The sequence below is a fragment of the Asaia bogorensis NBRC 16594 genome (genome assembly GCF_001547995.1).
GTDB lineage: Bacteria > Pseudomonadota > Alphaproteobacteria > Acetobacterales > Acetobacteraceae > Asaia > Asaia bogorensis.
Genome location: NZ_AP014690.1, coordinates 402,269 through 424,213, shown reverse-complemented (window position 1 = coordinate 424,213; position 21,945 = coordinate 402,269). Strand labels below are relative to the sequence as shown.

17 protein-coding genes are annotated in these 21,945 nt (G+C 60.0%); 11 read left to right on the top strand and 6 right to left on the bottom strand.

Going from position 1 to position 21,945, the window contains the following annotated elements:
* Both Asbog_RS01930 and Asbog_RS14335 read right to left on the bottom strand, forming a co-directional pair.
* Entirely contained in the window at positions 1 to 1,230 is a 1,230-nt protein-coding gene (locus tag Asbog_RS01930; RefSeq protein ID WP_062165650.1) for a multidrug effflux MFS transporter, read from the bottom strand.
* A gap of 718 nt (positions 1,231 to 1,948) precedes the next feature.
* Positions 1,949 to 2,155: a hypothetical protein gene (locus tag Asbog_RS14335; RefSeq protein WP_146926431.1), complete on the bottom strand. Its 207-nt coding sequence runs from the start codon at positions 2,153 to 2,155 to the stop codon at positions 1,949 to 1,951.
* Between the two features lie 310 nt (positions 2,156 to 2,465).
* Here Asbog_RS14335 and Asbog_RS01920 point away from each other — a divergent pair, with 310 nt between their 5' ends.
* The gene (locus Asbog_RS01920) at positions 2,466 to 3,791 is read left to right on the top strand and encodes a UDP-glucose dehydrogenase family protein (RefSeq protein ID WP_171840645.1); all 1,326 of its coding nucleotides are present in this window, start codon (positions 2,466 to 2,468) and stop codon (positions 3,789 to 3,791) included.
* A 150-nt stretch (positions 3,792 to 3,941) separates the two neighbouring features.
* On the opposite strand, the gene Asbog_RS01915 is transcribed toward Asbog_RS01920, so the two are convergent.
* Together Asbog_RS01915 and pspF are read right to left on the bottom strand one after the other, a co-directional pair.
* Positions 3,942 to 5,225 (bottom strand): DEAD/DEAH box helicase, encoded by a 1,284-nt coding sequence (locus Asbog_RS01915; RefSeq protein WP_197669061.1) that lies wholly within the window; start codon positions 5,223 to 5,225, stop codon positions 3,942 to 3,944.
* A gap of 540 nt (positions 5,226 to 5,765) precedes the next feature.
* A complete protein-coding gene (pspF, locus tag Asbog_RS01910) occupies positions 5,766 to 6,887 on the bottom strand; it encodes a phage shock protein operon transcriptional activator (protein WP_062163887.1) in 1,122 nt (373 codons plus the stop codon).
* Between the two features lie 133 nt (positions 6,888 to 7,020).
* Between pspF and pspA the strand changes: the two genes are divergently transcribed.
* The 10 genes from pspA to Asbog_RS01860 all read left to right on the top strand — a co-directional run bounded on the left by pspA (position 7,021) and on the right by Asbog_RS01860 (position 18,820).
* The gene (pspA, locus tag Asbog_RS01905; protein WP_023979662.1) at positions 7,021 to 7,707 is read left to right on the top strand and encodes a phage shock protein PspA; all 687 of its coding nucleotides are present in this window, start codon (positions 7,021 to 7,023) and stop codon (positions 7,705 to 7,707) included.
* A gap of 40 nt (positions 7,708 to 7,747) precedes the next feature.
* Positions 7,748 to 8,002 carry an envelope stress response membrane protein PspB gene (gene pspB, locus Asbog_RS01900; protein ID WP_062163886.1) on the top strand — a complete coding sequence of 85 codons (255 nt, stop codon included), beginning with the start codon at positions 7,748 to 7,750 and terminating at the stop codon, positions 8,000 to 8,002.
* Positions 7,999 to 9,507: a hypothetical protein gene (locus tag Asbog_RS01895; RefSeq protein ID WP_062163885.1), complete on the top strand. Its 1,509-nt coding sequence runs from the start codon at positions 7,999 to 8,001 to the stop codon at positions 9,505 to 9,507. The genes pspB and Asbog_RS01895 overlap by 4 nt, the downstream gene beginning before the upstream one ends.
* On the top strand, positions 9,504 to 10,790 hold the full coding sequence (locus tag Asbog_RS01890; RefSeq protein WP_062163884.1) for a GIN domain-containing protein: 1,287 nt from the start codon (positions 9,504 to 9,506) through the stop codon (positions 10,788 to 10,790). Before Asbog_RS01895 ends, Asbog_RS01890 begins: the two co-directional genes overlap by 4 nt.
* A gap of 91 nt (positions 10,791 to 10,881) precedes the next feature.
* On the top strand, positions 10,882 to 12,285 hold the full coding sequence (locus Asbog_RS01885) for a head GIN domain-containing protein (protein WP_062163883.1): 1,404 nt from the start codon (positions 10,882 to 10,884) through the stop codon (positions 12,283 to 12,285).
* Between the two features lie 222 nt (positions 12,286 to 12,507).
* Entirely contained in the window at positions 12,508 to 13,293 is a 786-nt protein-coding gene (locus tag Asbog_RS01880; protein WP_023979657.1) for an MlaE family ABC transporter permease, read from the top strand.
* Positions 13,290 to 14,078, top strand: a complete 789-nt coding sequence (locus Asbog_RS01875; RefSeq protein WP_062163882.1) for an ABC transporter ATP-binding protein — start codon at positions 13,290 to 13,292, stop codon at positions 14,076 to 14,078. The genes Asbog_RS01880 and Asbog_RS01875 overlap by 4 nt, the downstream gene beginning before the upstream one ends.
* A gap of 212 nt (positions 14,079 to 14,290) precedes the next feature.
* Positions 14,291 to 15,673: a DNA repair protein RadA gene (radA, locus tag Asbog_RS01870; RefSeq protein ID WP_062165648.1), complete on the top strand. Its 1,383-nt coding sequence runs from the start codon at positions 14,291 to 14,293 to the stop codon at positions 15,671 to 15,673.
* A 310-nt stretch (positions 15,674 to 15,983) separates the two neighbouring features.
* Complete coding sequence (locus Asbog_RS01865) at positions 15,984 to 16,613, top strand: IMPACT family protein (RefSeq protein WP_062163881.1); 630 nt, start codon at positions 15,984 to 15,986, stop codon at positions 16,611 to 16,613.
* Positions 16,614 to 16,696: 83 nt separating this feature from the next.
* Positions 16,697 to 18,820: a M3 family metallopeptidase gene (locus Asbog_RS01860; RefSeq protein ID WP_083510657.1), complete on the top strand. Its 2,124-nt coding sequence runs from the start codon at positions 16,697 to 16,699 to the stop codon at positions 18,818 to 18,820.
* A gap of 112 nt (positions 18,821 to 18,932) precedes the next feature.
* Here Asbog_RS01860 and Asbog_RS01855 read toward each other — a convergent pair whose 3' ends face one another.
* A complete protein-coding gene (locus Asbog_RS01855; RefSeq protein WP_171840644.1) occupies positions 18,933 to 20,141 on the bottom strand; it encodes a Hint domain-containing protein in 1,209 nt (402 codons plus the stop codon).
* A 613-nt stretch (positions 20,142 to 20,754) separates the two neighbouring features.
* Positions 20,755 to 21,879 carry a cell division protein ZapE gene (gene zapE, locus Asbog_RS01850; RefSeq protein ID WP_062163879.1) on the bottom strand — a complete coding sequence of 375 codons (1,125 nt, stop codon included), beginning with the start codon at positions 21,877 to 21,879 and terminating at the stop codon, positions 20,755 to 20,757.
* Positions 21,880 to 21,945: the final 66 nt, after the last annotated feature.

The following is a 21,945-nucleotide window of genomic DNA, read 5'->3' as shown; positions in this document are numbered from 1 at the left end:
TCAGACGGATTTCTGGCGTTTTTCGGCAGCACGACGCCAGAAATTACACAGCACCATGCCCGTAATGCCAGCCAGCATACCGAACGCCGTGGAGCTGAGCCGCGTTGGCGGCAGCAGTGCCATCAGGATACCGCTCGACCCGCCAATGGCGAACGCCATCGTACCCAGCAACGCCGAGGCCGCCCCCGCCTGATGCCCATGATGGGTGAGCGCCAGTACGTTGGCGTTGGGACCAATGAAGCCAAGCATGAAGGTTGTAGTGATAATCAGCGCGCAAAGCGGCCAGGGGTCGCTTTGCCCCACGATATGACTGGCACTGACTGCCAGCAGGATCAGCCCTGACACGAGGCAGGCCACAAGCCCTGCCTGCATGACCGTCGTGAATTCATAACGATGCGACAGACGTCCGTTGATCTGCGTTGCCAGAATGAACCCGCCAGCATTGATGCCAAAGAAAATGGCAAAGGCGCGAGGCGTAAAACCAAGCAGATGCTCGAACAGGAGCGGCGCATTGGAAAGATAGGCAAACATCACGAAAGTGCTGAAGCTCGACAGGGCGGCGGAGGACATGAACACAGGCTCACGCACCAGACTGACATAACGGCGCAGAATCTCGACCGGCGGCAGGGCATAACGCCGCTCGGGCGGGAGTGTCTCGGGCATGACGGTCAGCCAGAGCCCGGCCAGCAAGGCAGCGGCGACGGCACCCGCCCAGAAAATCAGGCGCCAGCTGCCGAAGGCGAGGAAGATACTGCCCAGCGTAGGTGCGAGAATAGGCCCGACGCCAAAGACGAGGGTAAGCTGCGACATCAGGCGCACAGCCTCATGCCCGGTTGCCACATCGCGCACGATGGCACGCGGGATGACACTCGTGATGGCGCCGCCCAGAGCGGCAACCAGCCGCAGAAGACAGAACGACCAGTAGGAACTGGTTGTCGCCAGCGCGATGGTCGCGGCTACATAGATGGCCAGACCCACCACCATGGGCTTGTGTCGGCCAAAGCGATCGGAAAGCGGACCCAGGCAGAACTGCCCGATGGCAAGCCCGATGAACCATGCTGCCAGCGTAAGCTGCGCAGAGCCTGGCCCCTGCCCCAGATCCTGTTCCAGCTGGGGAAAGGCTGGCAGGTACATATCGGTCGAAATCGGACCGATCGTACTGACAAGCCCGAGCAGGATGATCTGCCCGGTGGAAAAACGTATGGCGGGTTGGGTCGATGAGGTCAGCACGGGAAAACCGGGTCCAATCAGTCTTGGCCATCGAGACACGAAAACGAACCAAAGGCGCATGGCGCGCCCTGGCCGTCACCCGGAAGGAGGGCTGAGCCCGGTTTCTCAGGGGGAGTCGTGTCTGTCAGACATAGAAACCTCTTCTCCTCCTCCCCTGCCAGAAAGGCAACCAGCCTTTTTACCCTTACGCCCTGTGCCGCCTGCATATAACAGGTTTGTGTGACTGCCTTGTTCTGCTGCGGAGCTTGACCAGCCCCAACCACGAGGATCGAGCGCCCTCACTGACGCGACCCGGATCGGGAAACCCTCATCGACGAGCGCTCCATGTCATGACATGCGACCTTCGTCCTGTTCCTGCCGCGTGGCTCGCACATACAACAAGAGTGCATGCTTTATCTATACTCATCTCTTTTTTTTGTAAATACTATAATAAAGACGTCTATTATCTTTTAATTCAATATATCATGTATAGACTATCCAAATAATGAAATCGCTGATACGCTCTTTTTTGACGTTCATCATGATCATGACCGGAGCGTCCGGTTATGCGTAGGCCAATGCCCTGCCCCACTGCATCAGTCCTCAGGAAGTGGTGTCAGGCACCCGACTGACCATCAATCGCGCCGAAGGATATTTCGACTGGCAAAGAACGCGTGAGGTATTCAGGTTTCACCCGGTGTTCCACCTCGATTTCGTTTCCTGCATTCCTGATATCGTCTCATTCAATACCGGTGCGTTCGCAACACGTGATCGCCAGATCTTCGAACTCAGTCCACAGGGTTTGAAGCATCGAGGAACTGGCAGGGCCTTCGATCCCGCATTTGACGATCAGGGTGAAACCAGGCGTTGCAACGAATACTCGACAACAGCCGATATCTGCCTTGAGCGCGGTGTCGATCATGCTGTCATCTTCATCGAGAACCATCGCCCGCCCCGGCAACGCATTGAGCTCATCATCTCCAGAACCAGAGCCATACGAAGCTTCGCGTTTCTCCCCTCCCCCGATACGCCCGGAGGTCTCGTCAGTCTCATGATTGATGGTCCCACCGGTTATGATTGCATCACGGCTGACATCTGGCTGCAGTCAGAACAGCCATGGTCAGAAGCACGGTCAAGGCCAGCTCAGACACCATAGAGGAGGCGAGCCGCCCCCCTTTCCAGCACGCGAGCTTTATCCCGTGCCCGGTTTGGGCTACGCCCTGCACAAAGAGAGTTCGCACAGGATAAGAGATCACATGCGCATAGCGATGATTGGCGGCGGTTATGTCGGACTGGTTTCCGGCGCCTGCTTTGCTGAGTTCGGCACCGAGGTCGTGATTGTCGAAGCGGATCAGGACAAGCTGGCCGCGCTCCGCGCCGGGTCCATTCCCATCTACGAACCGGGTCTCGACAAGATTGTCTCGGCCAATGTCGCAGCCGGTCGCCTGAGCTTTACCGATGATCTCGCCACCGCCATCGCGCAGGTCGAGGCTGTCTTCATTGCCGTGGGTACACCGACACGGCGCGGCGATGGCCATGCTGATCTGACCTACGTGTATGAGGCCACGCGCCAGATTGCCCGTCATGCCCGTACGGGTCTGCTGGTTGTGACGAAATCAACCGTGCCGGTGGGCACAGGGCGTGAAGTCGCACGCATCCTGCGTGAGGAACGCCCCGAACTCACCTTCAGCGTGGCCTCGAACCCGGAATTCCTGCGTGAAGGCAATGCGATCGGGGACTTCATGCGCCCTGATCGCGTCATCATCGGCATTGACGACACTGGCGTCGACAAGGGCGAAACTGCCAGCGCCCTCATGCGACAGCTCTACCGCCCGCTTTATCTGATCGAGACGCCCATCGTCATGACCGGTCTTGAGACGGCCGAACTGACGAAATACGCTGCCAATGCCTTCCTTGCCATGAAGGTGACCTTCATCAACGAGATGGCCGATCTTTGCGAAAAAGTCGGTGGCAATGTTCATGACGTGGCGCGCGGTATGGGCCTCGACCAGCGCATCGGCCGTAAATTTCTCCATGCGGGACCGGGCTATGGCGGCTCCTGCTTCCCCAAGGACACACGCGCCCTGACCGCCATTGCCCGTGATGCCGGGGCGCCCTCCCTTCTGGTCGAGGCCACGGTCTCCATCAACGAGTCCCGCAAATCGGCCATGGCCGAACGCGTGATCGCCCTGTGTGGAGGCACGGTCAAAGGCAAGAAATTGGCCGTACTCGGTCTGACCTTCAAACCCGACACCGATGACATGCGCGAGGCCTCTTCCCTTCCGCTCATTCATCGCCTCGTGGAAGAAGGTGCCATCGTTCAGGTTTTCGATCCGGAAGGTATGAAACCGGCCCGCCCCCTCCTGCCAGAGAGCGTGATCTACGCAAATTCTGCCCAGGAGGCCGCAACGGATGCCGATGCGCTGATCGTCCTGACCGAATGGAACGAATTCCGCGCCATCCCGCCCGCCAAGCTCAAAGCAGCGATGCGCGGCAGGGTGATTGCCGATTTCCGCAATATCTGGGACCCCGCCACCCTGCGCGACGCAGGGTTCACCTACCGCTCCATCGGGCGCCCCTGAGCGATCCCGCCCATGAATACGGTGAAGTCAGTTCCCTGACGTCACCGCACTTGGGTCGACCCGGTTTCTGTACCCATGTCCCTGACGCGGTACGGGCCGGAGTCAGGCATGGCAGGGGCAACGCCCCCTGCCATGCATAAGTGAAATGGTTCAGATTGCGCGTTTGGCCATAGCAGCAGCACGGGCTGCCGCCTTCTCTTCATCGGTCCAGATCTTGCGCTCACGTATTTTCGGCACCTTGATCTGCTTCACCGGGCCGCCGCCCAGCACCGGTGCCCGTGCCGTGGAATGGCGTGCTTTCTCGCAATGCCATTCGTGATTTTCATGCACTGTCAGTGCGCGTCCGATCGTGCGCTCCACATCGTGCAACCAAGCGCGCTGCTCGGCATCGCACAGGGTGATGGCCCGCCCGCTCCGTCCCGCACGGCCCGTACGGCCAATACGATGGACATACGCCTCAGGCAGGCTGGGCAGATCGTGATTGACCACATGCGTCACCGTATCGACGTCGATACCGCGTGCGGCAATATCCGTGGCGACAAGAACCCGTGCACGGCCTTCGCGGAATGCTTCGAGCGCCCGTTCGCGCTGACCCTGCGACTTGTTGCCGTGCAGGGCTTCAGCCGTGATGCCCGCTTCGGTAATATGAGAGCAGACCTCATTGGCGATGTTCTTCTGAAGCGTGAACACGACAGCCTGCCCGACATCGGGGGCGCTGAGAAGCGATAGCAGGGCCGCTTTCTTGTGCTCAGCATCGAGAAACATGACTGTCTGCTCGATACGATCCACCGTGGTGGAAGGCGGGGCGATTTCCACCTTCGCCGGATCGCGCAGCAGGCTGTCTACCAGTGCCGCAATGGATTTCGGCATGGTTGCGGAAAAGAGGACCGTATGGCGCTCAGTCGGCGTTGCAGCAACGATCTGCTCGATAGGCTTGGCAAAGCCCATATCGAGCATCTGGTCTGCCTCATCCAGCACCAGGGCTTCGAGAGTGGACAGGTCGCAAAGCCCCTGCTCGATCAGATCCAGCAAACGACCGGGCGCCGCGACGAGAATATCGACGCCTTCCTTCATCGCATTGACCTGATGAAACTGGCTGACACCCCCAAAGATTGTGGTCACGCTGAAATCCAGATGGCGGCCAAATGCCTCAAACCCATCGGCAATCTGGCTGACCAGTTCACGCGTAGGCGCCAGAACAAGAACACGGGCACCGTTTTTCGGCGCGGGACGTGGGTCAGCAGCCAGGCGATGAAGCAGGGGCAGCGCGAAGGAGGCGGTCTTGCCCGTTCCCGTCTGGGCCATGCCCAGAAGATCTCGGCCTTGCAGCAGCAGGGGTATGGATTGCGCCTGGATCGGCGTAGGCGTTTTGTAACCAGCCTCGGCCAACGCCTTGAGAATAGCGGGCGCAAGGGCCAGTTCGTCGAATGTCATGGTCAAGATGAAACAGCGCCTCCGGCGCACAAATTGGTTGCGCCTTGGCGGGCATTTAGACTGTGGAAGTGCTCTTTTGCGGGCGAATGGTCGTCGCGTCAACGCAATCGCGCATTCATGTCCTTATGGTCATCCATTGTGGCAATAAGGATGCGTTTCACGCCTGTCCTGTCCATCGCACAATACCCGGACCGCACTCTCCAGGAAAACGCGCCGGCGTAATACAGCCGATCCAGCAAGGCATTTACACCCCTCGAGGCGACAACAATGCCGAACTCGGGACGACAGCTTATCCCTGCCACCTGTCAGAAAAGCAGCGTGGTACACATCCTGACTGTGTCATCCCTAAAAAAAACCCCTGTCAGGATGCATGCTCGCACATCCTCCTAGCGTCGATCGCGCCAGCATACGGTGGGCAATTTATCCCAAATTATGGTAATTCTCACCACATCAAAACGAGCAAAGGCGGACACTCCTCAGGAATAATAACTTTGGCATGTTTTTTGCAAGATTGAGATCATGGTCAAGATCCCACCCCTTTCAGGCTTCGGTTCCGACGGATTTACGAGCGTTACGCTCGGCGAAGCCATGCGCACGGAGCAGGTGCCGGAACTGGTAATAGGTCAGCCCCAAAGCCGTGGCGGCCTGCTTCTGGTTGAAGCGCGCATCGCTCAGGGCGTGTTCGATCAGGGCACGTTCATAGGCGCGCGTGGCTTCGGTGAAGGTCAGCCCCTCAGGGAGGGAAGCAGGCAAAGGCGCGGATGGAGCTTCACGCGCGGCCGGCGCGGCGGCGTCCTGCACGATGCGCTCCGTCATGACGGGCAGCTTCGTGGCCGTCACTCCCTCGGGGGCGAGAGGACGCAACCAGTCGGGCCCGTTGCGGAAAGGATCGAACACGATGTCATCGAGAGGGCGCTCAGGACGCTCCATACGATAGACGCTGCGCTCCACAACGTTGCGGAGCTCACGCACATTGCCGGGCCATTCGTACTGCATGAGACGCTCGCGGGCCTTGTCGCTGAACCCGGCGAAAAGCTTGCGACCGAGGCTTGCGGTCATACGGGTGGCGAAATGCTCGCAGAGAATCAGGATATCCTCGTGTCGGGCACGAAGGGGCGGCAGCATGACCACATCGAAGGCAAGACGATCGAGCAGATCGGCTCGAAAATCACCCTTGCGGGCCATGTCGGGCAGGTCGGCATTGGTTGCGCCGATAATGCGGACATCGACATGGATGGTCTCGTTCCCGCCCACGCGCTCGAAGCTGCCATACTCGATGACACGCAGGAGCTTCTCCTGAACTGCCATGGAAGCAGAGGCAATCTCATCGAGGAACAGCGTGCCACCATGCGCCTGCTCGAAACGCGAAAGCCTGCGACGCTGGGCCCCGGTAAAAGCGCCAGCCTCATGACCGAACAGCTCGCTATCGAGAAGGGTATCGGGCAGGGCTGCACAGTTGAGCTTGATGAGCGGCCTGTCCCAGCGCGGCGAGAGCAGGGCCAGTCGCGCAGCGACAAGCTCCTTGCCTGTACCGCGCTCGCCGATGATCAGCGCCGGCCGATCAAGCGGTGCGAGACGCGAGATATGGTCGAGCATCTCCAGAAACGCGGGAGATTGTCCGATCGGTGTCGGGTTTTCTTCGTTTCTGGCAGATCGCGCCATTTTCTGGCCAGTCTCATCCGTGGTGTTGCAAGAACTCTATCTTTCACCCCGGATCGTTACGCTTGCAAGAGAAGCCTGTGTTCTCCTGCCCCGATTTCCTGTTAAATTCGTTCCAGCAAAGAAAGATCGTCACATGGGTATCTTCTCCCGCCTTGCGGATATTGTGAACTCCAACCTCAACGCCATACTGGCCAGCGCCGAAGACCCGGAGAAAATGATCCGGCTGATCATCCAGGAGATGGAAGACACGCTGGTTGAGGTACGCAGCCAGGCTGTCACCATGATTGCCGAGCGCAAGGGGCTTGAGCGTCGTGCACGCACGATGGTGCAGGAGGAAGACGAGTGGCTGCGTAAGGCTGAACTGGCCCTGACCCGCGACCGCGAAGATCTGGCCAAGGGCGCACTTGCCGCCAAGGCCACCATCGAGCAGTCGCGCAAGACGCTGGAGCAGCAGATTGCACAGGTCAATGAAAGCCTTGACCAGCAGCACGACGATATCGGCAAGCTGCAGGCCAAGCTGGCGGACGCGAAATCCCGCGAGAAATCGCTTTCGCTGCGCCACAAGGCTGCGACCAATCGCATCAAGACACGCGAGCGCCTGTATGACACGCGCGTGGAAAATGCCTTCAACCGCTTCGAGCAGGTCGAGCGTGCGCTTGACGCCCTTGAGGGGAAGGCCGAAGCCTATGATCTCGGCCGTGGCCCCGGTGGCACACGCAAGCCGAGCCTGCAGGAAGAACTGGCGGGCCTCGAAACCGATATGGCGGTCGAGAACGAACTCGAAGCGCTGCGCGCCAGAATCAAGAGCCGTCAGGGATGAGGACAAGCATGAGACGCGTTGCAAGCAAGGATAGGCCGTCATGAGTCATGGTTCCGGAACCGATCTGGGTGATCTGATCGGCCTCGCTGCGGTTGTGATGCCCTTCGTCATGATCATGTATATCGTGACCATTCGCACGCGCGCGAAGGCGACAGCCAGCAAGTTGCAGGAATCGGACCTCGCTGCGCTCAATATGGCGCATGTGCAGGCGCGCCGCCTTGAAGAACGTGTCGATCAGCTCGAGCGTATTCTGGACGAGGATGTCCCTGGCTGGAGAACGCGGAGCTTTTCATGATGGCAGACTGTCTGTATCGCCGCCCCGCCTCTCGTCACACGCGCCGCGTGGCGCTTGCGGCCCTGCTTCTGGCTGGCCTGGCACCGCTCGGGCCGGGAGGGGCCGGGTTTGACGGCCATGCCATGGCTGCCCCGGCTCATGCCGGTTCGCCGGTCGTGATGGATGCTGAGGATCTCGATCTCAGCGTGCCCTGCCTGGGGCGCTTCGAGATCATGGTCGATCCGGCCATGAGCGACGGGGTATCGATCGACAGCTCTCCCTCGGGTGGGGCGCATCTGACCATGCGCACAGGCAAGACGCAGGGATCGTCCAAGGTTCTGATCACCAGCCGGACCTGTGCTCCCAATGCCCGCGTCTCCATTCTGGTCGCACCGAATGTCGGGGTGATGATCCATGACAGTCATGACACCCATATCATCATTCACGGCACGCTGGCCTCGCTAGAGGCCAGCCTTGAAGCCGGTCAACTCGATGCCGACACCATCCAGTCGCTCGATCTGAGCCTGCGTGGCACCGAGCAGGTCCATATCGCCAGCCTCAACCGCGCCGCGCAGGTGGTCGAGACCGGGGCTTCGGGTCTTGTCGTCGATCACGCCGATCTCGATGCCTTTTCGGCCCAGCTTTCCGAGACCAGCCATCTGACCGTGACGGATGGCCGTTTCGACGTGTTGACCCTCATGGTCGAAAACGCCGCCAGCGCTCGCCTTGGGGGGAGCGCCAATACGGCCACCGTCTCCGCCTCTGGCACAGGCCTCGTCGCCATACCAACGGTGAGCGGTGCCCTGACACGCACGGGCAACGTACAGATCGGCCCGGTCGCCTCGCCACCGCCCGATGCGGGATCACCACCCCAGAGCCCCTCTGCTCCGACAGCCGCACCGCCCGCCCCTCCTGCTCCCGGGGACAAGACCCTGCCGCAGGATCATGCTGCGCAAGGGAGCGTTCCCCATGATAGCGCTACCCCGAGCGGCGCCCCTCAGAGCGGTGTCGCAACGGGAGGCGCTTTCCCTGCCGGAATACCGCAGGGCAGCCCTGTGCAAGGCAATGGGGTTTCTGGCCCGACACAAATTGCACCGCAGGGCATGACGCCCCCCAGCACGCCGCCCCTCCCCCCGGAAACATCAGGCCAGAATGTGCCGACACCGCCCACACCGGCACCTGCTACAGGGAATCCGGGCCAGAGTGGCACGGTAACAGCACCTGCAGCAAGCTCGACTTCGGGCATCGCGACGCCCCCTCCCGTCTCGCCCTCTGTCGCGACGGTGCCAAACACGGGTGTTGCGTCCCAGAGCCCAACAGCGGCCACACCGGGAGTAGCCAACAGTGCGCCGAATAGCGCCGGGCAGCCCTCAGGCACAAACACGCCCGCCACGCAGCCCGTGACGAATGGTGCAGCCCAGAGCAGTCCTCAGGATTCCTCAGGCGCGGCGACGCGTACGACAGGGAGCGTCACGCCCGCTATCCCTGCCGCTCCCTCCGCATCAAAGGGAGATCAGACGAGGTGATCCGCCTGCCCCTGCCCCGTTATCCGTATGCAGCCGTGAGCCGGATCCTGCCGCAGGTCATAGGCCTTACGGGTCTGTGCTTCCTGCTTCCCATCACAGCCCTTGCCGATCCGACACTTTCGAATACGGCCCTTTCGAGCGCGGCCACGCCTCAGGCGCTTCTTGATGCAGCCCCCTATACGCTGCGCCTGAACACCTCATGCACGTCGTCCATCACGATCGAGGGGGCCAGCGAGGGTCAGGGTGACGCTGCCCTGCTGGAGGACCGGGATGGTGGGCAGATGGCAGGGCTGACGATTGCCGGCTCGGGTCATGAAACAACTGTCGATGGCAATCAGTGCGAGCGTGCCTCGACCCTGCATGTCAGACCGGGTACAGCCATCATCGCGTCCATGCGTGGCTTTGGTTCGCTGCATATTTCCGGCGTCAACGGGCCGGTTTCGCTCACTCAGCGTGGCAGCGGCACGATTTCCATCGATCAGGCAACGGCGCTTGTGCTGAACGAGAACGGCTTTGGCAGTTTGCGGCTCGGCTGGCTGAACGGCCCCGCCACCCTGACCACTTCAGGCAGCGGCAGTGTCACGATTGCCCGCGTAGATGCCTCACACCTTACGGCAAACTCGGGAGGGTTTGGCTCCATCACCCTGAATGCCGGGACCATCGGGGCACTCAACGCCGATATTCATGGTTCCGGGCATCTGAAATTCGGCGGAACAGTCGGCACGGCAAACCTTGTCGCTTCGGGCTATGGCGGGATCGACATCGATAGGGTAACGGGCGAACTGCACCAGGAAGCCCATTCCCCAGCGACGATTTCACTCAATCATGCGTCGTCCCTCCGCAAATCGTCTCATGCAAGCCATGCTATCCTCACCCTGCCTGATGGCACCGTCATCACGGCCCATAGTCTGACGCGGCCCGACGGCACGGTTATCAGCTTTGACAATGATGAAAGCGACGACCGGGCCACAGCCGGTGATGACGCGACACCGCGTCACGGCCATCGGCGATGGCTGGGCTGGGGCCTCTTGGCGCTGATCCTTATCGTGTTCCGTCGGCGTATTGCAGGCTTCGTACCGGTGGATTTTCTGTCGCGCATCAGGCGTTCTGCCGGCTCGTCCCATGCGCCCCTGCCCTTGGCGGCGAGCGCGCCGGAAATTGCTACACTGGAAGCCCGTTTGCAGCGTCTCGACAAACGCGTGAGCGATATCGAGCAATGCGTGACCTCGCGCAATTTCCACCTGCATCGAGAATTTCATCATCTCGCCAGAAATCACGGGTGATGCAGAGCGTGCCTGGCGGCGACAGGACAACCGACGCCTGCGTGCGGTCAGCGGGTCCGAACTGCGGCCCCATGAAAAAAGGACAGACGTCATGAGCCGTATCAGCCTGGGCGTTTTTCTCGTCCTGACCATATCGCCCGCCCTTGCAGAAACGAGCTTGCCCACGACACCGGAGGCCGCACTCGCCGCCGCACCCTATACGCTGCATATCGAGGCGGGATGCGCCGCCCGTATTCACGTCCGGGGTGCCGGGGCGCTCCAGCAGAATGCCGACATGCGGGAGGTGCCAGCGGGTCTCTCCTTCGAGGCAGGTCACCACGACGCGTGGCTGACCGGCAACGCCTGCGGTCAGGATGCCACAATTCAGCTACGCGAGGGGGCAGCCATTGTCTCCACCGCGATGAATTACGACAAACTGGATATCGACTGGGTCAACGGACCGCTCTCCCTGCGTCAGGGCCGGGGCGATATCTCGGTCGACAAGGCGAGCGCCCTTCTGCTGAGGGGCAGCGGTCCAGGCGCGCTTTCCCTGGGCACACTGACCGGGCCGGCAATTCTTGCCACCTCCGGGCCGGGCGAGGCGCAAATCGATACCGCGACTGCGCCCTCGGTCGTGATCGGCACGACCGGTCCCGGCGATGTCGTCATACGCGGTGGCACTATCGACCAGCTTGCCGTGTCGTTGTCCGGTCCGGGTGACGCCATCTTTGACGGCGTGGCACGCAACGCCACGCTACGCACCAGCGCTTCGGGCGATATCCGCGTGCATCAGGTGCTGGGAGACGAGCACGCCCATTCGAGCGCGAGCGGCAGTATCGAAATTGCCATGCCGTCCGGCCATGGCGAGCGCTTTACCGGCGTGGTGCGCGACAGCAACACGAATAATGGCACCCGCATCACGCCCGACGACATGCGTCTGGCCGATGGGACACGCATCAACAGCCATCGCCTGATCAAGCCAGATGGCACGATCATCGATTTCGATGCGCTGCGTCGCATGGGAAGTGAGAGTGTTCACGTCTCCACCCCTGAGCCTCCAGAGCCACCAGAGCCACCAGAACCTCCCGAGCCACCGGCAGCGTCAGTCACGTCGAGGGCGGCCCATCCCAGCACGCAACATACGCCCTCCAGCCCATACACATTCGGAATGACCCTACCTACACTGTCCGATAACGGCAGCATGGCCTCCGGGCTGGTTGCGCTGAGTGCGCTGGCCATTGCCTTGATGCGTCGGCGTCTCATCCCGAAGATCATCGCGGCCCTTCAAAGCCATCATCCGGCACTTGCCCGCAAGGTCGAGCCTTTCCTTCTGTCGCTCATGACCCGTGTGTCAGACCCGATGCCACAAACCCAGCTTCCGCAGTTGCTTGATCTGACAGAGCGTCTGCAAAAGCTCGACAGGCGTGTAGGGGCCGTTGAGACCTGCGTCACCTCGCGCGACTTCCACCTGCATACGCAGTTTCGCGATCTGGACCGGCGTCAGAACGGGGCCTGACCGCCCCTTCTGACGCACATGCCCTGCCTTTGGGAAACGCCTGACAGGGCTGACAGAATTCAGCCTTCTCACACCCTGTCTCCCCAATCCGGTTTGTCACAGGTGCCATGCGCGGAAAGGCAGACGATCGGGGTGCATCCTCGCGTCACAGAGGGCTTTGACGTAGCGCGTCAGGCAGGCTAGGGCTTGAAGCATGACCTTCCCTGATGGCAGCTGCTGACCGTGAATTTCCTACTCGATCCCGTTGCGGCCATCGGGCGTGCCTTTCTCGGCATCGTGCGCAAGGCTGGTGCTCTGGCGCTTTTTGCCCTGGCAGGCCTGTCGCATCTGCTGCGACCGCCCTTCTACTGGGGCGTGTTCTTCAACAGCCTGATTGAAATCGCCTTCTATTCGCTGCCAGTCGTGGCGCTGACCGCGATTTTCTCTGGCGGCGTGATCGCGCTTCAGTCCTATGCAGGCTTCGCCCAGTACCATGTGCAGAGCGCCATTGCAGGCATCGTCGTTCTGGCCGTGGTTCGTGAACTTGGCCCGGTTCTGGCCGGTCTGATGGTGGCGGGCCGCGTCGGTGCGGCCATGTCAGCCGAGATCGGCACCATGCGCGTGACCGACCAGATCGACGCGCTGCGTACCCTTTCGACCGACCCGATGAAGTATCTGGTTACGCCGCGCCTTCTGGCTGGTACGCTGGCCCTGCCCTTTCTGGTGCTTATTGCCGATATTCTGGGCGTGCTCGGCGGCTTTACCGTTTCGGTTTCCAAGCTCGGCTTTGACCCGCAGAACTACATCATTGCCACGTTCAACGCGCTCAAGCCGCTGGACGTGCTGGTCGGTCTTTCCAAGGCGGCCGTGTTCGGGTTCATCATCAGCCTGATGGGCTGCTATCATGGCTATACCAGCCGCGGCGGCGCCGAGGGCGTGGGTTCGGCCACCACGGCTGCGGTCGTGGCCGCCTCGATCCTGCTTCTCGCTTTCGATTACCTCCTGACGGATCTGTTCTTCGCCCAATGAGCGCCCTGCCCAAGATCCGCATTCGCGGCCTGACCAAATCCTTCGGCTCCAAAACCGTACTGGATGGCATCGACCTCGATGTCGAAGCCGGAACGTCAATGGTGATTATCGGTGGTTCAGGCAGTGGAAAATCGGTGCTCCTGCGCTGCATCCTCGGTCTGATCACCCCGGATTCCGGCACGATCGAGATCGACGGCGAAAGCGTGCTTACCGCCTCCCCCGCACGACGCGATGCCCTTGTCGAACAGATTGGCATGCTGTTCCAGAATGCTGCCCTGTTCGACAGCATGAGCGTGGCCGATAACATCGTGTTCGGCCTGCGCGCCAAGGGCCGCGGCAAGGCTCACCGCTTGAGTGCGGCACAAGCCCGTGCCCAGGCCGGTGATATTCTCAAGCAGGTCGGGCTCGATCCCTCGGTAGGAGCACTCGCGCCTTCCGAGCTGTCGGGCGGTATGCAAAAGCGCGTGGGGCTTGCCCGCGCCATTGCAGGCACACCCAACATCCTGTTCTTCGACGAACCGACAACGGGCCTCGACCCCATCATGGGGGCTGTGATTGACGGACTGATCGTGGATTGCGTCAAACGCCTTGGCTCAACCGCTGTCGCCATCACCCATGACATGGCCTCGGCGCAGCGTATCGGCGACCGTGCGGCCATGCTCTATCATGGCAAACTGGTCTGGCAGGGGCTGGCGTCAGAACTGATGGACAGCGGAAACGCGATGGTCGATCAGTTTACCCATGGGCGCAAGGACGGACCGATCGGGATGGAATTGCGGCGTTAGAGGATAAAGAAGCGTTCTTTTTTTTGCAAAAAAGAACCAAAAAACTCTTTCCCGTGGTGGGGATCAAACCCCCCCGGTTTTTCTCCGACTAGAATCTGAAAGTCTTTTTGCTTCTTTTTCCCTTGGAAAAGAAGAACCTCCTCCCCGTTCTTGTTATGTTTCCCCATCTGCCCTATCTTCCGATCTGAACCCCATACCGGAAGATGTTCCTCATGGCCAAGCGTCCCACAGCCCGTTTCGTATGCCAGGCCTGTGGGGCAGTCACCAGCAAATGGTCGGGTCGCTGCGATGCCTGTGGCGAGTGGAACACCATCGTTGAAGAGGCCGTCGAGCCTACCAGTCGTGAAACACGCAAGCGCGCCGGTCGCCTCACGCTCATGCATCTGGATGGCGATCTTACTCCCCCGCCACGCATCCAGACCTCGATTGCCGAATTTGATCGTGTGCTTGGCGGCGGTCTCGTTCCGGCCTCTGTTGTGCTGGTGGGCGGTGATCCGGGCATTGGCAAATCCACGCTCCTGCTTCAGGCCACCTGTGCTTTGGCGCAGGCAGGCCGGCGCGTTCTGTATGTGTCGGGCGAAGAAGCGGTGGACCAGATACGCCTGCGCGCGCGCCGCCTGAAACTCGATGCGCCGACGCTCGATCTGGCAGCCAGTATCAATGTGTCCGAAATTGCGGGTTCGCTGGAGCAGGACCGCGTTCATCATGTGGTTGTTATCGACTCGATCCAGACCATGTGGCTCGAGACGATTGAGAGCGCGCCGGGCTCTGTCGCTCAGGTGCGCGCCTGCGCTTTCGAGCTGATCCGACTGGCCAAGACGGTCGGGTTCTCGCTCGTTCTGGTCGGTCATGTCACCAAGGAAGGGGCGCTGGCAGGCCCACGCGTGCTCGAACACATGGTCGATGCCGTCATGTATTTTGAAGGCGATCGCGGTCACCAGTTCCGCATCCTGCGCGCCGCCAAGAACCGCTTTGGTGCGACAGACGAAATTGGCGTGTTCGCCATGACCGATACAGGGCTAACGGAAGTCCCCAACCCCTCGGCCCTGTTTCTGGCAGAACGGCGCGGCAATATTGCGGGATCGGCTGTTTTTGCGGGCATGGAGGGTACACGCCCTGTCCTGCTGGAAATTCAGGCCCTCGTCTCGCCCAAGGCCGGTGAAGGCGCAGCCAGACGTGCAGTGGTCGGGTGGGAAACGGCGCGACTGAACATGCTTCTGGCTGTTCTTGAAGCCCGCTGCGGCCTCAAGATGGCTGGAATGGATGTGCACCTCAACATTGCGGGCGGCCTGCGGATCAGTGAGCCAGCCTGCGATATGGCGGTGGCAGCTGCATTGATCTCGGCCGCGACGGGCGTACCGACATCGGCGGGCTCGACCTATTTCGGCGAGGTCGGGCTGTCCGGTGAGGTGCGTCAGGTCTCGCAAACGGATCTTCGTCTGAAGGAAGCCCAGAAACTCGGCTTCGCACAGGCTATCCTCCCCCGGCGTGTGGCCAGCGGAGGCGCACGCCCGAAACCTCCTGAAGGTCTGGCGCTGAAAGAAATCGGTCATCTTAACGATCTGGTGGAGCTGTTCCAGCCGCTTGACGAATAAGCGCATCGTCCTGAGCCGTCGGGCAATGAGCGTCCGCATAGGATGTGCCGAACAGGTGCAAAAGACTGCCTGGTAACCGGGGCACCCGCTCCTTTTCAGGCCTCGTGCGCAATCACCGCGCCAAGGTCGGCGTTATGGCAGAGGCAACCTCATAAGCACGGGATTTTTGAAAAGCCACGATCATGTGGCCCGAGCAGGACCGCGACACACCTGTTTCCACCGCCCTTGCAAAACCTGTTCAGGCCTGCTTCCTGACCGGAGAAGAACCGCAACTCAGAACCCGAAAAGGGCGAGGCAGGATTTAGGACGCATGACCCGAACTCTGGTGGCTGAAACGCAGCAGGACACTGTGGTCAAGAAGAGCCTGTTTCGTGTCCATGCTGCGCCGATTACCCATGAAGCCGAGGCACTGGCTTTTTTCGAGCGCGTGCGTGTGCCAGATGCCACTCATAATTGCTGGGCATGGCGCATCGGGGGGCGGTATCGCAGCTTCGATGATGGCGAGCCGGGTGGCACGGCGGGACGCCCCATTCTGCAGGCCATCGACTCACAGGAATTCGACCGGGTGGCGGTCATTGTCGTGCGCTGGTTCGGTGGCATCAAGCTGGGCGCTGGCGGTCTCGTGCGCGCCTATGGCGGGGCAGCGGCTTCCTGCCTGAAACAGGGCGAGGCGGTTGAGATCGTGCCAATGCAACGTCTTGGCTTTCATGCCTCGTTCAGCCTGCTGCCCATCATTCAGGCCAGACTGACGGAGTGGGAGGCGACCCAGGAGAGCTGCTGTTTCGATGAGACCGGGGCCACGCTCTCGCTCGACATTCCCCTCTCACGCTCCGGGGTCGTGCAGGCTGTTCTGCAGGATCTGCTGCGCGGCGGCCCGATCCGCGTGCTGGATGATGATGAGCAGGACCTTCCCGGTGAGCAGGATAATCCGGTACGTTAGCGGAACATCATGCAGGCGGTTTGACGCCTCTTCGTTTCCTTCCTACGGTAACATATCATGTTACGATCGTAGGATCCTTGTTCATGCCCGTTTTCAGACACGCTGCGGCTCTGGCAGCTGTTGCCCTTCCCCTTCTGTCTTCCACAGCGCTGGCTGCCCCTGCCAACCCGCTGTTTCAGGCAAGCCCGCTGCCCTATCAGGCGCCCCCCTTCGACAAGATCAAGGACAGTGATTACGTGCCGGCCTTTGAAAAGGGCATGGCCGACCAGCTGAAGGAAATGCAGGCGATCGCCAATAACAAGGCTGCGCCGACCTTCGACAACACCATTGTCGCCATGGAGCGTTCGGGCCAGTTGCTGAACCGCGCCCAGAGCGTGTTCTACGGTGTCTACTCGGCGGACAAGGACGACGCCATGGACGCTATCGACAGCAAGGAAGCGCCCAAGCTCAGCCAGCATCAGGATGAGATCTATCTCAATCCCAAGCTCTTCCACCGCGTCAAAACCCTTTATGACAACCGCGCCAAGCTGAACCTGAACGCCGAGCAGGCGATGCTGCTGGAGGTTTACTACCAGCAATTCGTCCATTCGGGCGCTGAGCTGAATCATGCCGACCAGCAGAAGCTGCGCGCCATCAATACCCAGCTTTCCAAACTCGAAACCACCTATAACCAGAAGCTGATTGCCAGCGCCAAGGCCGGTGCTCTGGTGGTGGACAAGAAAGAGGCGCTCGCCGGGCTCGATGACGGTGCTGTTGCCTCTGCCCAGAAGGCCGCTGAAGGGCGCAAGCTGTCGGGCAAATATGTCCTGCCACTGCAGAACACGACGCAACAGCCCGATCTCGCTTCTCTGAGCGACCGTAGCACGCGTGAAGCCCTGTTCAACCAGAGCTGGACCCGTGCGGAAAAGGGCGACGCCAACGACACCCGCCAGACGATTGCAGAAATCGCCCAGCTGCGCGCCGAAAAGGCCGCCCTGTTCGGTTACCCCAATTACGCTGCCTATACGCTGTATGACCAGATGGCCAAGACGCCGGCAGCTGTGAACAGCTTCATCCACCAGCTCGTGCCGGCAACGGCGGCCGAACAGCATCGTGAGGCTGCCGAGCTGCAAAAGGCCATCGGTGAAGACCATCAGAATTTCACACTCAAGCCGTGGGACTGGAATTACTACGCCGAGCGCGTCCGCAAGCAGAAATTCGATCTCAACCAGAACGATGTGAAGCCGTATTTCGAGCTGCACACCGTGCTGACAGATGGCGTATTCTACGCAGCGAACCAGCTTTACGGAATCACCTTCGAGCCCCGCAAGGACATCCCGGCCTATAACCCCGATGTCATGGTCTTCGAAGTCAAGGACAAGGATGGCTCGCCGCTTGGCCTGATGTATTTCGACTATTTCAAGCGCGACAACAAATCGGGTGGCGCCTGGATGTCGAATTTCGTGGGTCAGAGCGACCTGCTTAAGACGCGTCCGGTTATCTATAACGTGGCGAACTTCACCAAGGCGGCGCCCGGCCAGCCGCAGCTGATCACGTCAGACGACGTGACGACCATGTTCCATGAATTCGGTCATGCGCTGCATGGTCTGTTTGCAAGCCAGACCTACCCCACGCTTTCCGGTACGGCGGTTGCGCGCGATTTCGTCGAGTTCCCCTCGCAGTTCAATGAGAACTGGGCGATGGACCCGAAGGTGTTCGCCCATTATGCCCGCCACTACAAGACCGGCGCCCCGATGCCGGCCGAACTGGTCGCCAAGATCAAGAAAGCCGCGCATTTCAACCAGGGCTATGCACTGGGTGAAATCGTGGCTGCGGCGCAGCTCGACATGTCATGGCACGGTCTCTCGGCCGATGCGCCGCGTCAGGATGTGGATCAGTTCGAAGCCAAGGCACTCAACGAGACCGGCCTCGATGTCGCGAACGTTCCGCCGCGCTATCGTTCAAGCTACTTCCTGCATATCTGGGGCAATGGATACTCGGCCGGATATTACGCTTATCTCTGGACCGAAATGCTCGATCAGGATGTGTTCTCGTGGTTCCAGTCGCATGGCGGCCTGACCCGTGAGAACGGCCAGCGCTTCCGTGACATGATCCTGTCCAAGGGTCACACCATGGATTACGGCCCGATGTTCAAGGCCTTCTACGGCAAGGACCCCGAAATCGGCCCCATGCTGGCCCATCGCGGCCTGGTTTCTGACGGCAAGTGAGAAATCCTCGTTCCACGGGCCTCCTTTTTTGGGCCCCTGGAACCCTATCCTGCTTAAATACAAAAAAGGCGGCCTGTGCATCACACAGGCAGCCTCGCCTCCGGGCATCACGTCAGGCTGATTGCTTCAGATCCATGCAGATGGCTTCGGGCATCCGGTAAGGGCCCGCCTGCCGGATCTCGATAGAGAGTCTGGCAAGCCCCTCGTGCTCCCGCTCCGGGAGTGGCAGCAAAGCACCTCCTGTGGTCCAGCGCATATCCCTGGCAACCCTGGGCTGCCAGCCCGCTAGATCGCTCTGTTCGATATGCGTGCGCACCGGACTACAGACACCACCCTTTTCCATCATGATGGCTCCCACAAGCACGCCCAGAAGACGACGATCGTCGACAAAGGGGCCATAGACATCGCAGGGGCGACTGGCCCGGCTCATGATATGAACAGCGCGCACCGCATGGGGAACGGCGAAATGGACGACGCCATTCGTTCCCCGCAGTCCCTCAATGCATTTGCCTCCATCCGTCACAAGATACAGTCCCGGATCGTCACATACCGGCGCAAGCGGCAGAGACCTCTCGCCGGTTATCAGGCTGGCTCGTGCTTCCAGTTCTCTGTAAAGCGGCTCGACAAACCTGCGCTCTGTATTCAGAGGGGCAGCCGCACTGTTCCAGTCACCCATGAGGACGGGTGATCCGGAACCTGCCTGATCGTGCAGCAAGGCACTATGACCCATACCGATAAGCGACTCACTCAGGGCGCCATTCGCGCGGACGATGGCATGGGGCTCCATACTGATATGGTAGTAATTGAAACAACTCACGGTCTTGTCGTAGAAAATGGTGAGACCATTGACCAGCATTCTCACAGGAACGAAGCACCCGTTGAGGTATAAACAGTGCTCCGAGGTGACAAGCAGATCCTTGTAGGGAACGCCCTCCGACAAGGCTCCCTTGAGTATACGTACCGGCCATCCTGACAAATCGTCGAAAGCGGACGCACAGACATTCGACTGGCCGCAACCGATCGAAGTGATCGTTCTCGTTGACCGTTCGTCAGCGCTATAGACGATGATCTCGTCTCCGGCACGCAGCGATTCGACGGCACGCTCCCCGTCTGGGGTCTCGATCATGGTGCCTGGAAGATAGCATGGCGCAAATTCCACCTTGCCTGAATATGGCCCCATGTAATTCGCCAGATTACTGATAGCAATTGGCTGCCCCTGATATTCCACCGGGATATCGAAGTAATTATACTCTATATAAATATATATCCCATTTTCCTGCCCATTCGTCTTGTAATGGATGACCGTAGTATAATTCGGCATGAACGTTACTGTTGTCTGCAAGCACTCAGACGGATCGATGTATATCGCGAATTTTCCCCTGAGGTAGGTTGGGTTGTTGGCGCTTCCTGTCCACGGCTCAGGAATTGAGTCGTTACACCCGTCAAAAACAACACGTGCATCATCCGAAACGGCTGTATAAATTGTGAGATAGTTCCAATAAGTGGGGCCAAAGACACTGGTATGAAGATCACCAGAGAATTCCCTATAGATCTGCATGGGGGCCTCTTTCACTTTTTTATTATTGATTGCCGCATCACGGTGAGTCGATATATCGCATCATAAATACAATTCGAACATGACTTCTACAAAAATTTCGGTGATTCTGTATTTATCAGATTATTTTACTCATCACCCCCTACACGGCATGGCACCCCAAGCTCGGAGACCTCATGCTTTACTGCAGTAAATCGGATGATCTCCCCTTCCGATAGCAGCGGCTTGATTTCTTGCGATCGGTCACGGGCTATCAACAGCACCGGACCTGAGCTGGATGCGCCCGCAGGGCGGACGACCCAGAGCAGTGATCCCGTTGGGATAGAACAAACTGATCGGGATGCCCTGCCCCCCCTATCAGACCAGGGCATGGAAAGACTTACGCGCCTACCCACCCACTCGACCGCATTTCATCCAGGCGCGAAGCTGTCCGCTCGAACGCCTTTGCATTTTCACCGGTCTGGTACAGCGCTTCTGGCTCTGCCGCGGCACTGGCAAATAATACCGTGTGGTTTTCATACATGACATCAACCAGCGTGATGAAACGCCGCGCCTTATCGAACTGATCCGGCACAAGGGCGGGGATCCCCTCGATGAAAAGCGTGCGAAACCTGCCCACAATAGCCAGATAATCCGCTGGCCCAAGCGCCTCGCCGCACACCGCCTCGAAGGTAAACCACGCCACGTCACCACTGCATGCCGGGACCCTTATGTGACGCGATCCGATGGCCACAGAACCGGGTTCGGCACGGGTATCGGTCAGGGTTTCAAAGCGCTGTCGCAGATGCGCACGGTTTTCTTCCGAATCCGGAACAAGCCATGTCTGTGCATCGATCTCGCGTCCCCGGCGATAATCACGGGCGGAGTCCAGCGTCATTACCGTCATGCAGCCTGCAAAGGCCTCTAGATAGGGCCGCATGGTCGCGCGGTTCTGGACCTGATGCTTCATCAGGTCGACAGGGGCTGTGTTGGATGTCGCGACAACCACAGTCCCCAATGCCATGACCCGGTCGAGCAGACGCAGGACAAGCACAGCGTCGGACATATCGTTGATCTGGAATTCGTCGAAGCAGAGCAGCTCATATTGTTCATGAATCCGGTCCGCCAGCTCGTGCACCGGGTCCTCACGGCGCTCGGCCCGGCTCTGCCCCTTGTGCAGGGCGCGAAGCACCTCCTGCATGAACACATGAAAATGGATGCGCCGCTTTTTGGTGAGACTGACCTCGCGGCAGAACAGATCCATGAGCATGGTCTTTCCCCGTCCCACCTGCCCGACAAGATAAAGCCCGCGGATCGGCTCGGGCTTGCGTCTGGCAAGACGGGAGAACAGCCCCGGTTTTGCTCCTTCGCGCGCCAGGAGCGCCTGCGCGAGCCGGTCCAGAGCAAGTGCGGCTTCCCGTTGCGCGTCATCGGCCTCGATCTGTCCCTGATCGACAAGACGTTGATATGTGCCAAATACCGTGCCGGTCGTCGAGGAAAGCGGGGCGAAACTCACGTCAGACATCGAACTCTCTCTTGTCGCGCATTACCGGTTTGTGCCCCCCTCCTAACACGCCAACGAACAGAACGC

Excerpts from the sequence above, each read along its gene's own strand:
- Asbog_RS14335 (WP_146926431.1), bottom strand. The coding sequence starts at position 2,155 with ATGGTTCTCGATGAAGATGACAGCATGATCGACACCGCGCTCAAGGCA.
- Asbog_RS01920 (WP_171840645.1), top strand. The coding sequence starts at position 2,466 with ATGCGCATAGCGATGATTGGCGGCGGTTATGTCGGACTGGTTTCCGGC.
- Asbog_RS01915 (WP_197669061.1), bottom strand. The coding sequence starts at position 5,225 with ATGACATTCGACGAACTGGCCCTTGCGCCCGCTATTCTCAAGGCGTTG.
- pspF (WP_062163887.1), bottom strand. The coding sequence starts at position 6,887 with ATGGCGCGATCTGCCAGAAACGAAGAAAACCCGACACCGATCGGACAA.
- pspA (WP_023979662.1), top strand. The coding sequence starts at position 7,021 with ATGGGTATCTTCTCCCGCCTTGCGGATATTGTGAACTCCAACCTCAAC.
- pspB (WP_062163886.1), top strand. The coding sequence starts at position 7,748 with ATGAGTCATGGTTCCGGAACCGATCTGGGTGATCTGATCGGCCTCGCT.
- Asbog_RS01895 (WP_062163885.1), top strand. The coding sequence starts at position 7,999 with ATGATGGCAGACTGTCTGTATCGCCGCCCCGCCTCTCGTCACACGCGC.
- Asbog_RS01885 (WP_062163883.1), top strand. The coding sequence starts at position 10,882 with ATGAGCCGTATCAGCCTGGGCGTTTTTCTCGTCCTGACCATATCGCCC.
- Asbog_RS01875 (WP_062163882.1), top strand. The coding sequence starts at position 13,290 with ATGAGCGCCCTGCCCAAGATCCGCATTCGCGGCCTGACCAAATCCTTC.
- radA (WP_062165648.1), top strand. The coding sequence starts at position 14,291 with ATGGCCAAGCGTCCCACAGCCCGTTTCGTATGCCAGGCCTGTGGGGCA.
- Asbog_RS01865 (WP_062163881.1), top strand. The coding sequence starts at position 15,984 with ATGACCCGAACTCTGGTGGCTGAAACGCAGCAGGACACTGTGGTCAAG.
- Asbog_RS01860 (WP_083510657.1), top strand. The coding sequence starts at position 16,697 with ATGCCCGTTTTCAGACACGCTGCGGCTCTGGCAGCTGTTGCCCTTCCC.
- Asbog_RS01855 (WP_171840644.1), bottom strand. The coding sequence starts at position 20,141 with ATGCCGAATTATACTACGGTCATCCATTACAAGACGAATGGGCAGGAA.
- zapE (WP_062163879.1), bottom strand. The coding sequence starts at position 21,879 with ATGTCTGACGTGAGTTTCGCCCCGCTTTCCTCGACGACCGGCACGGTA.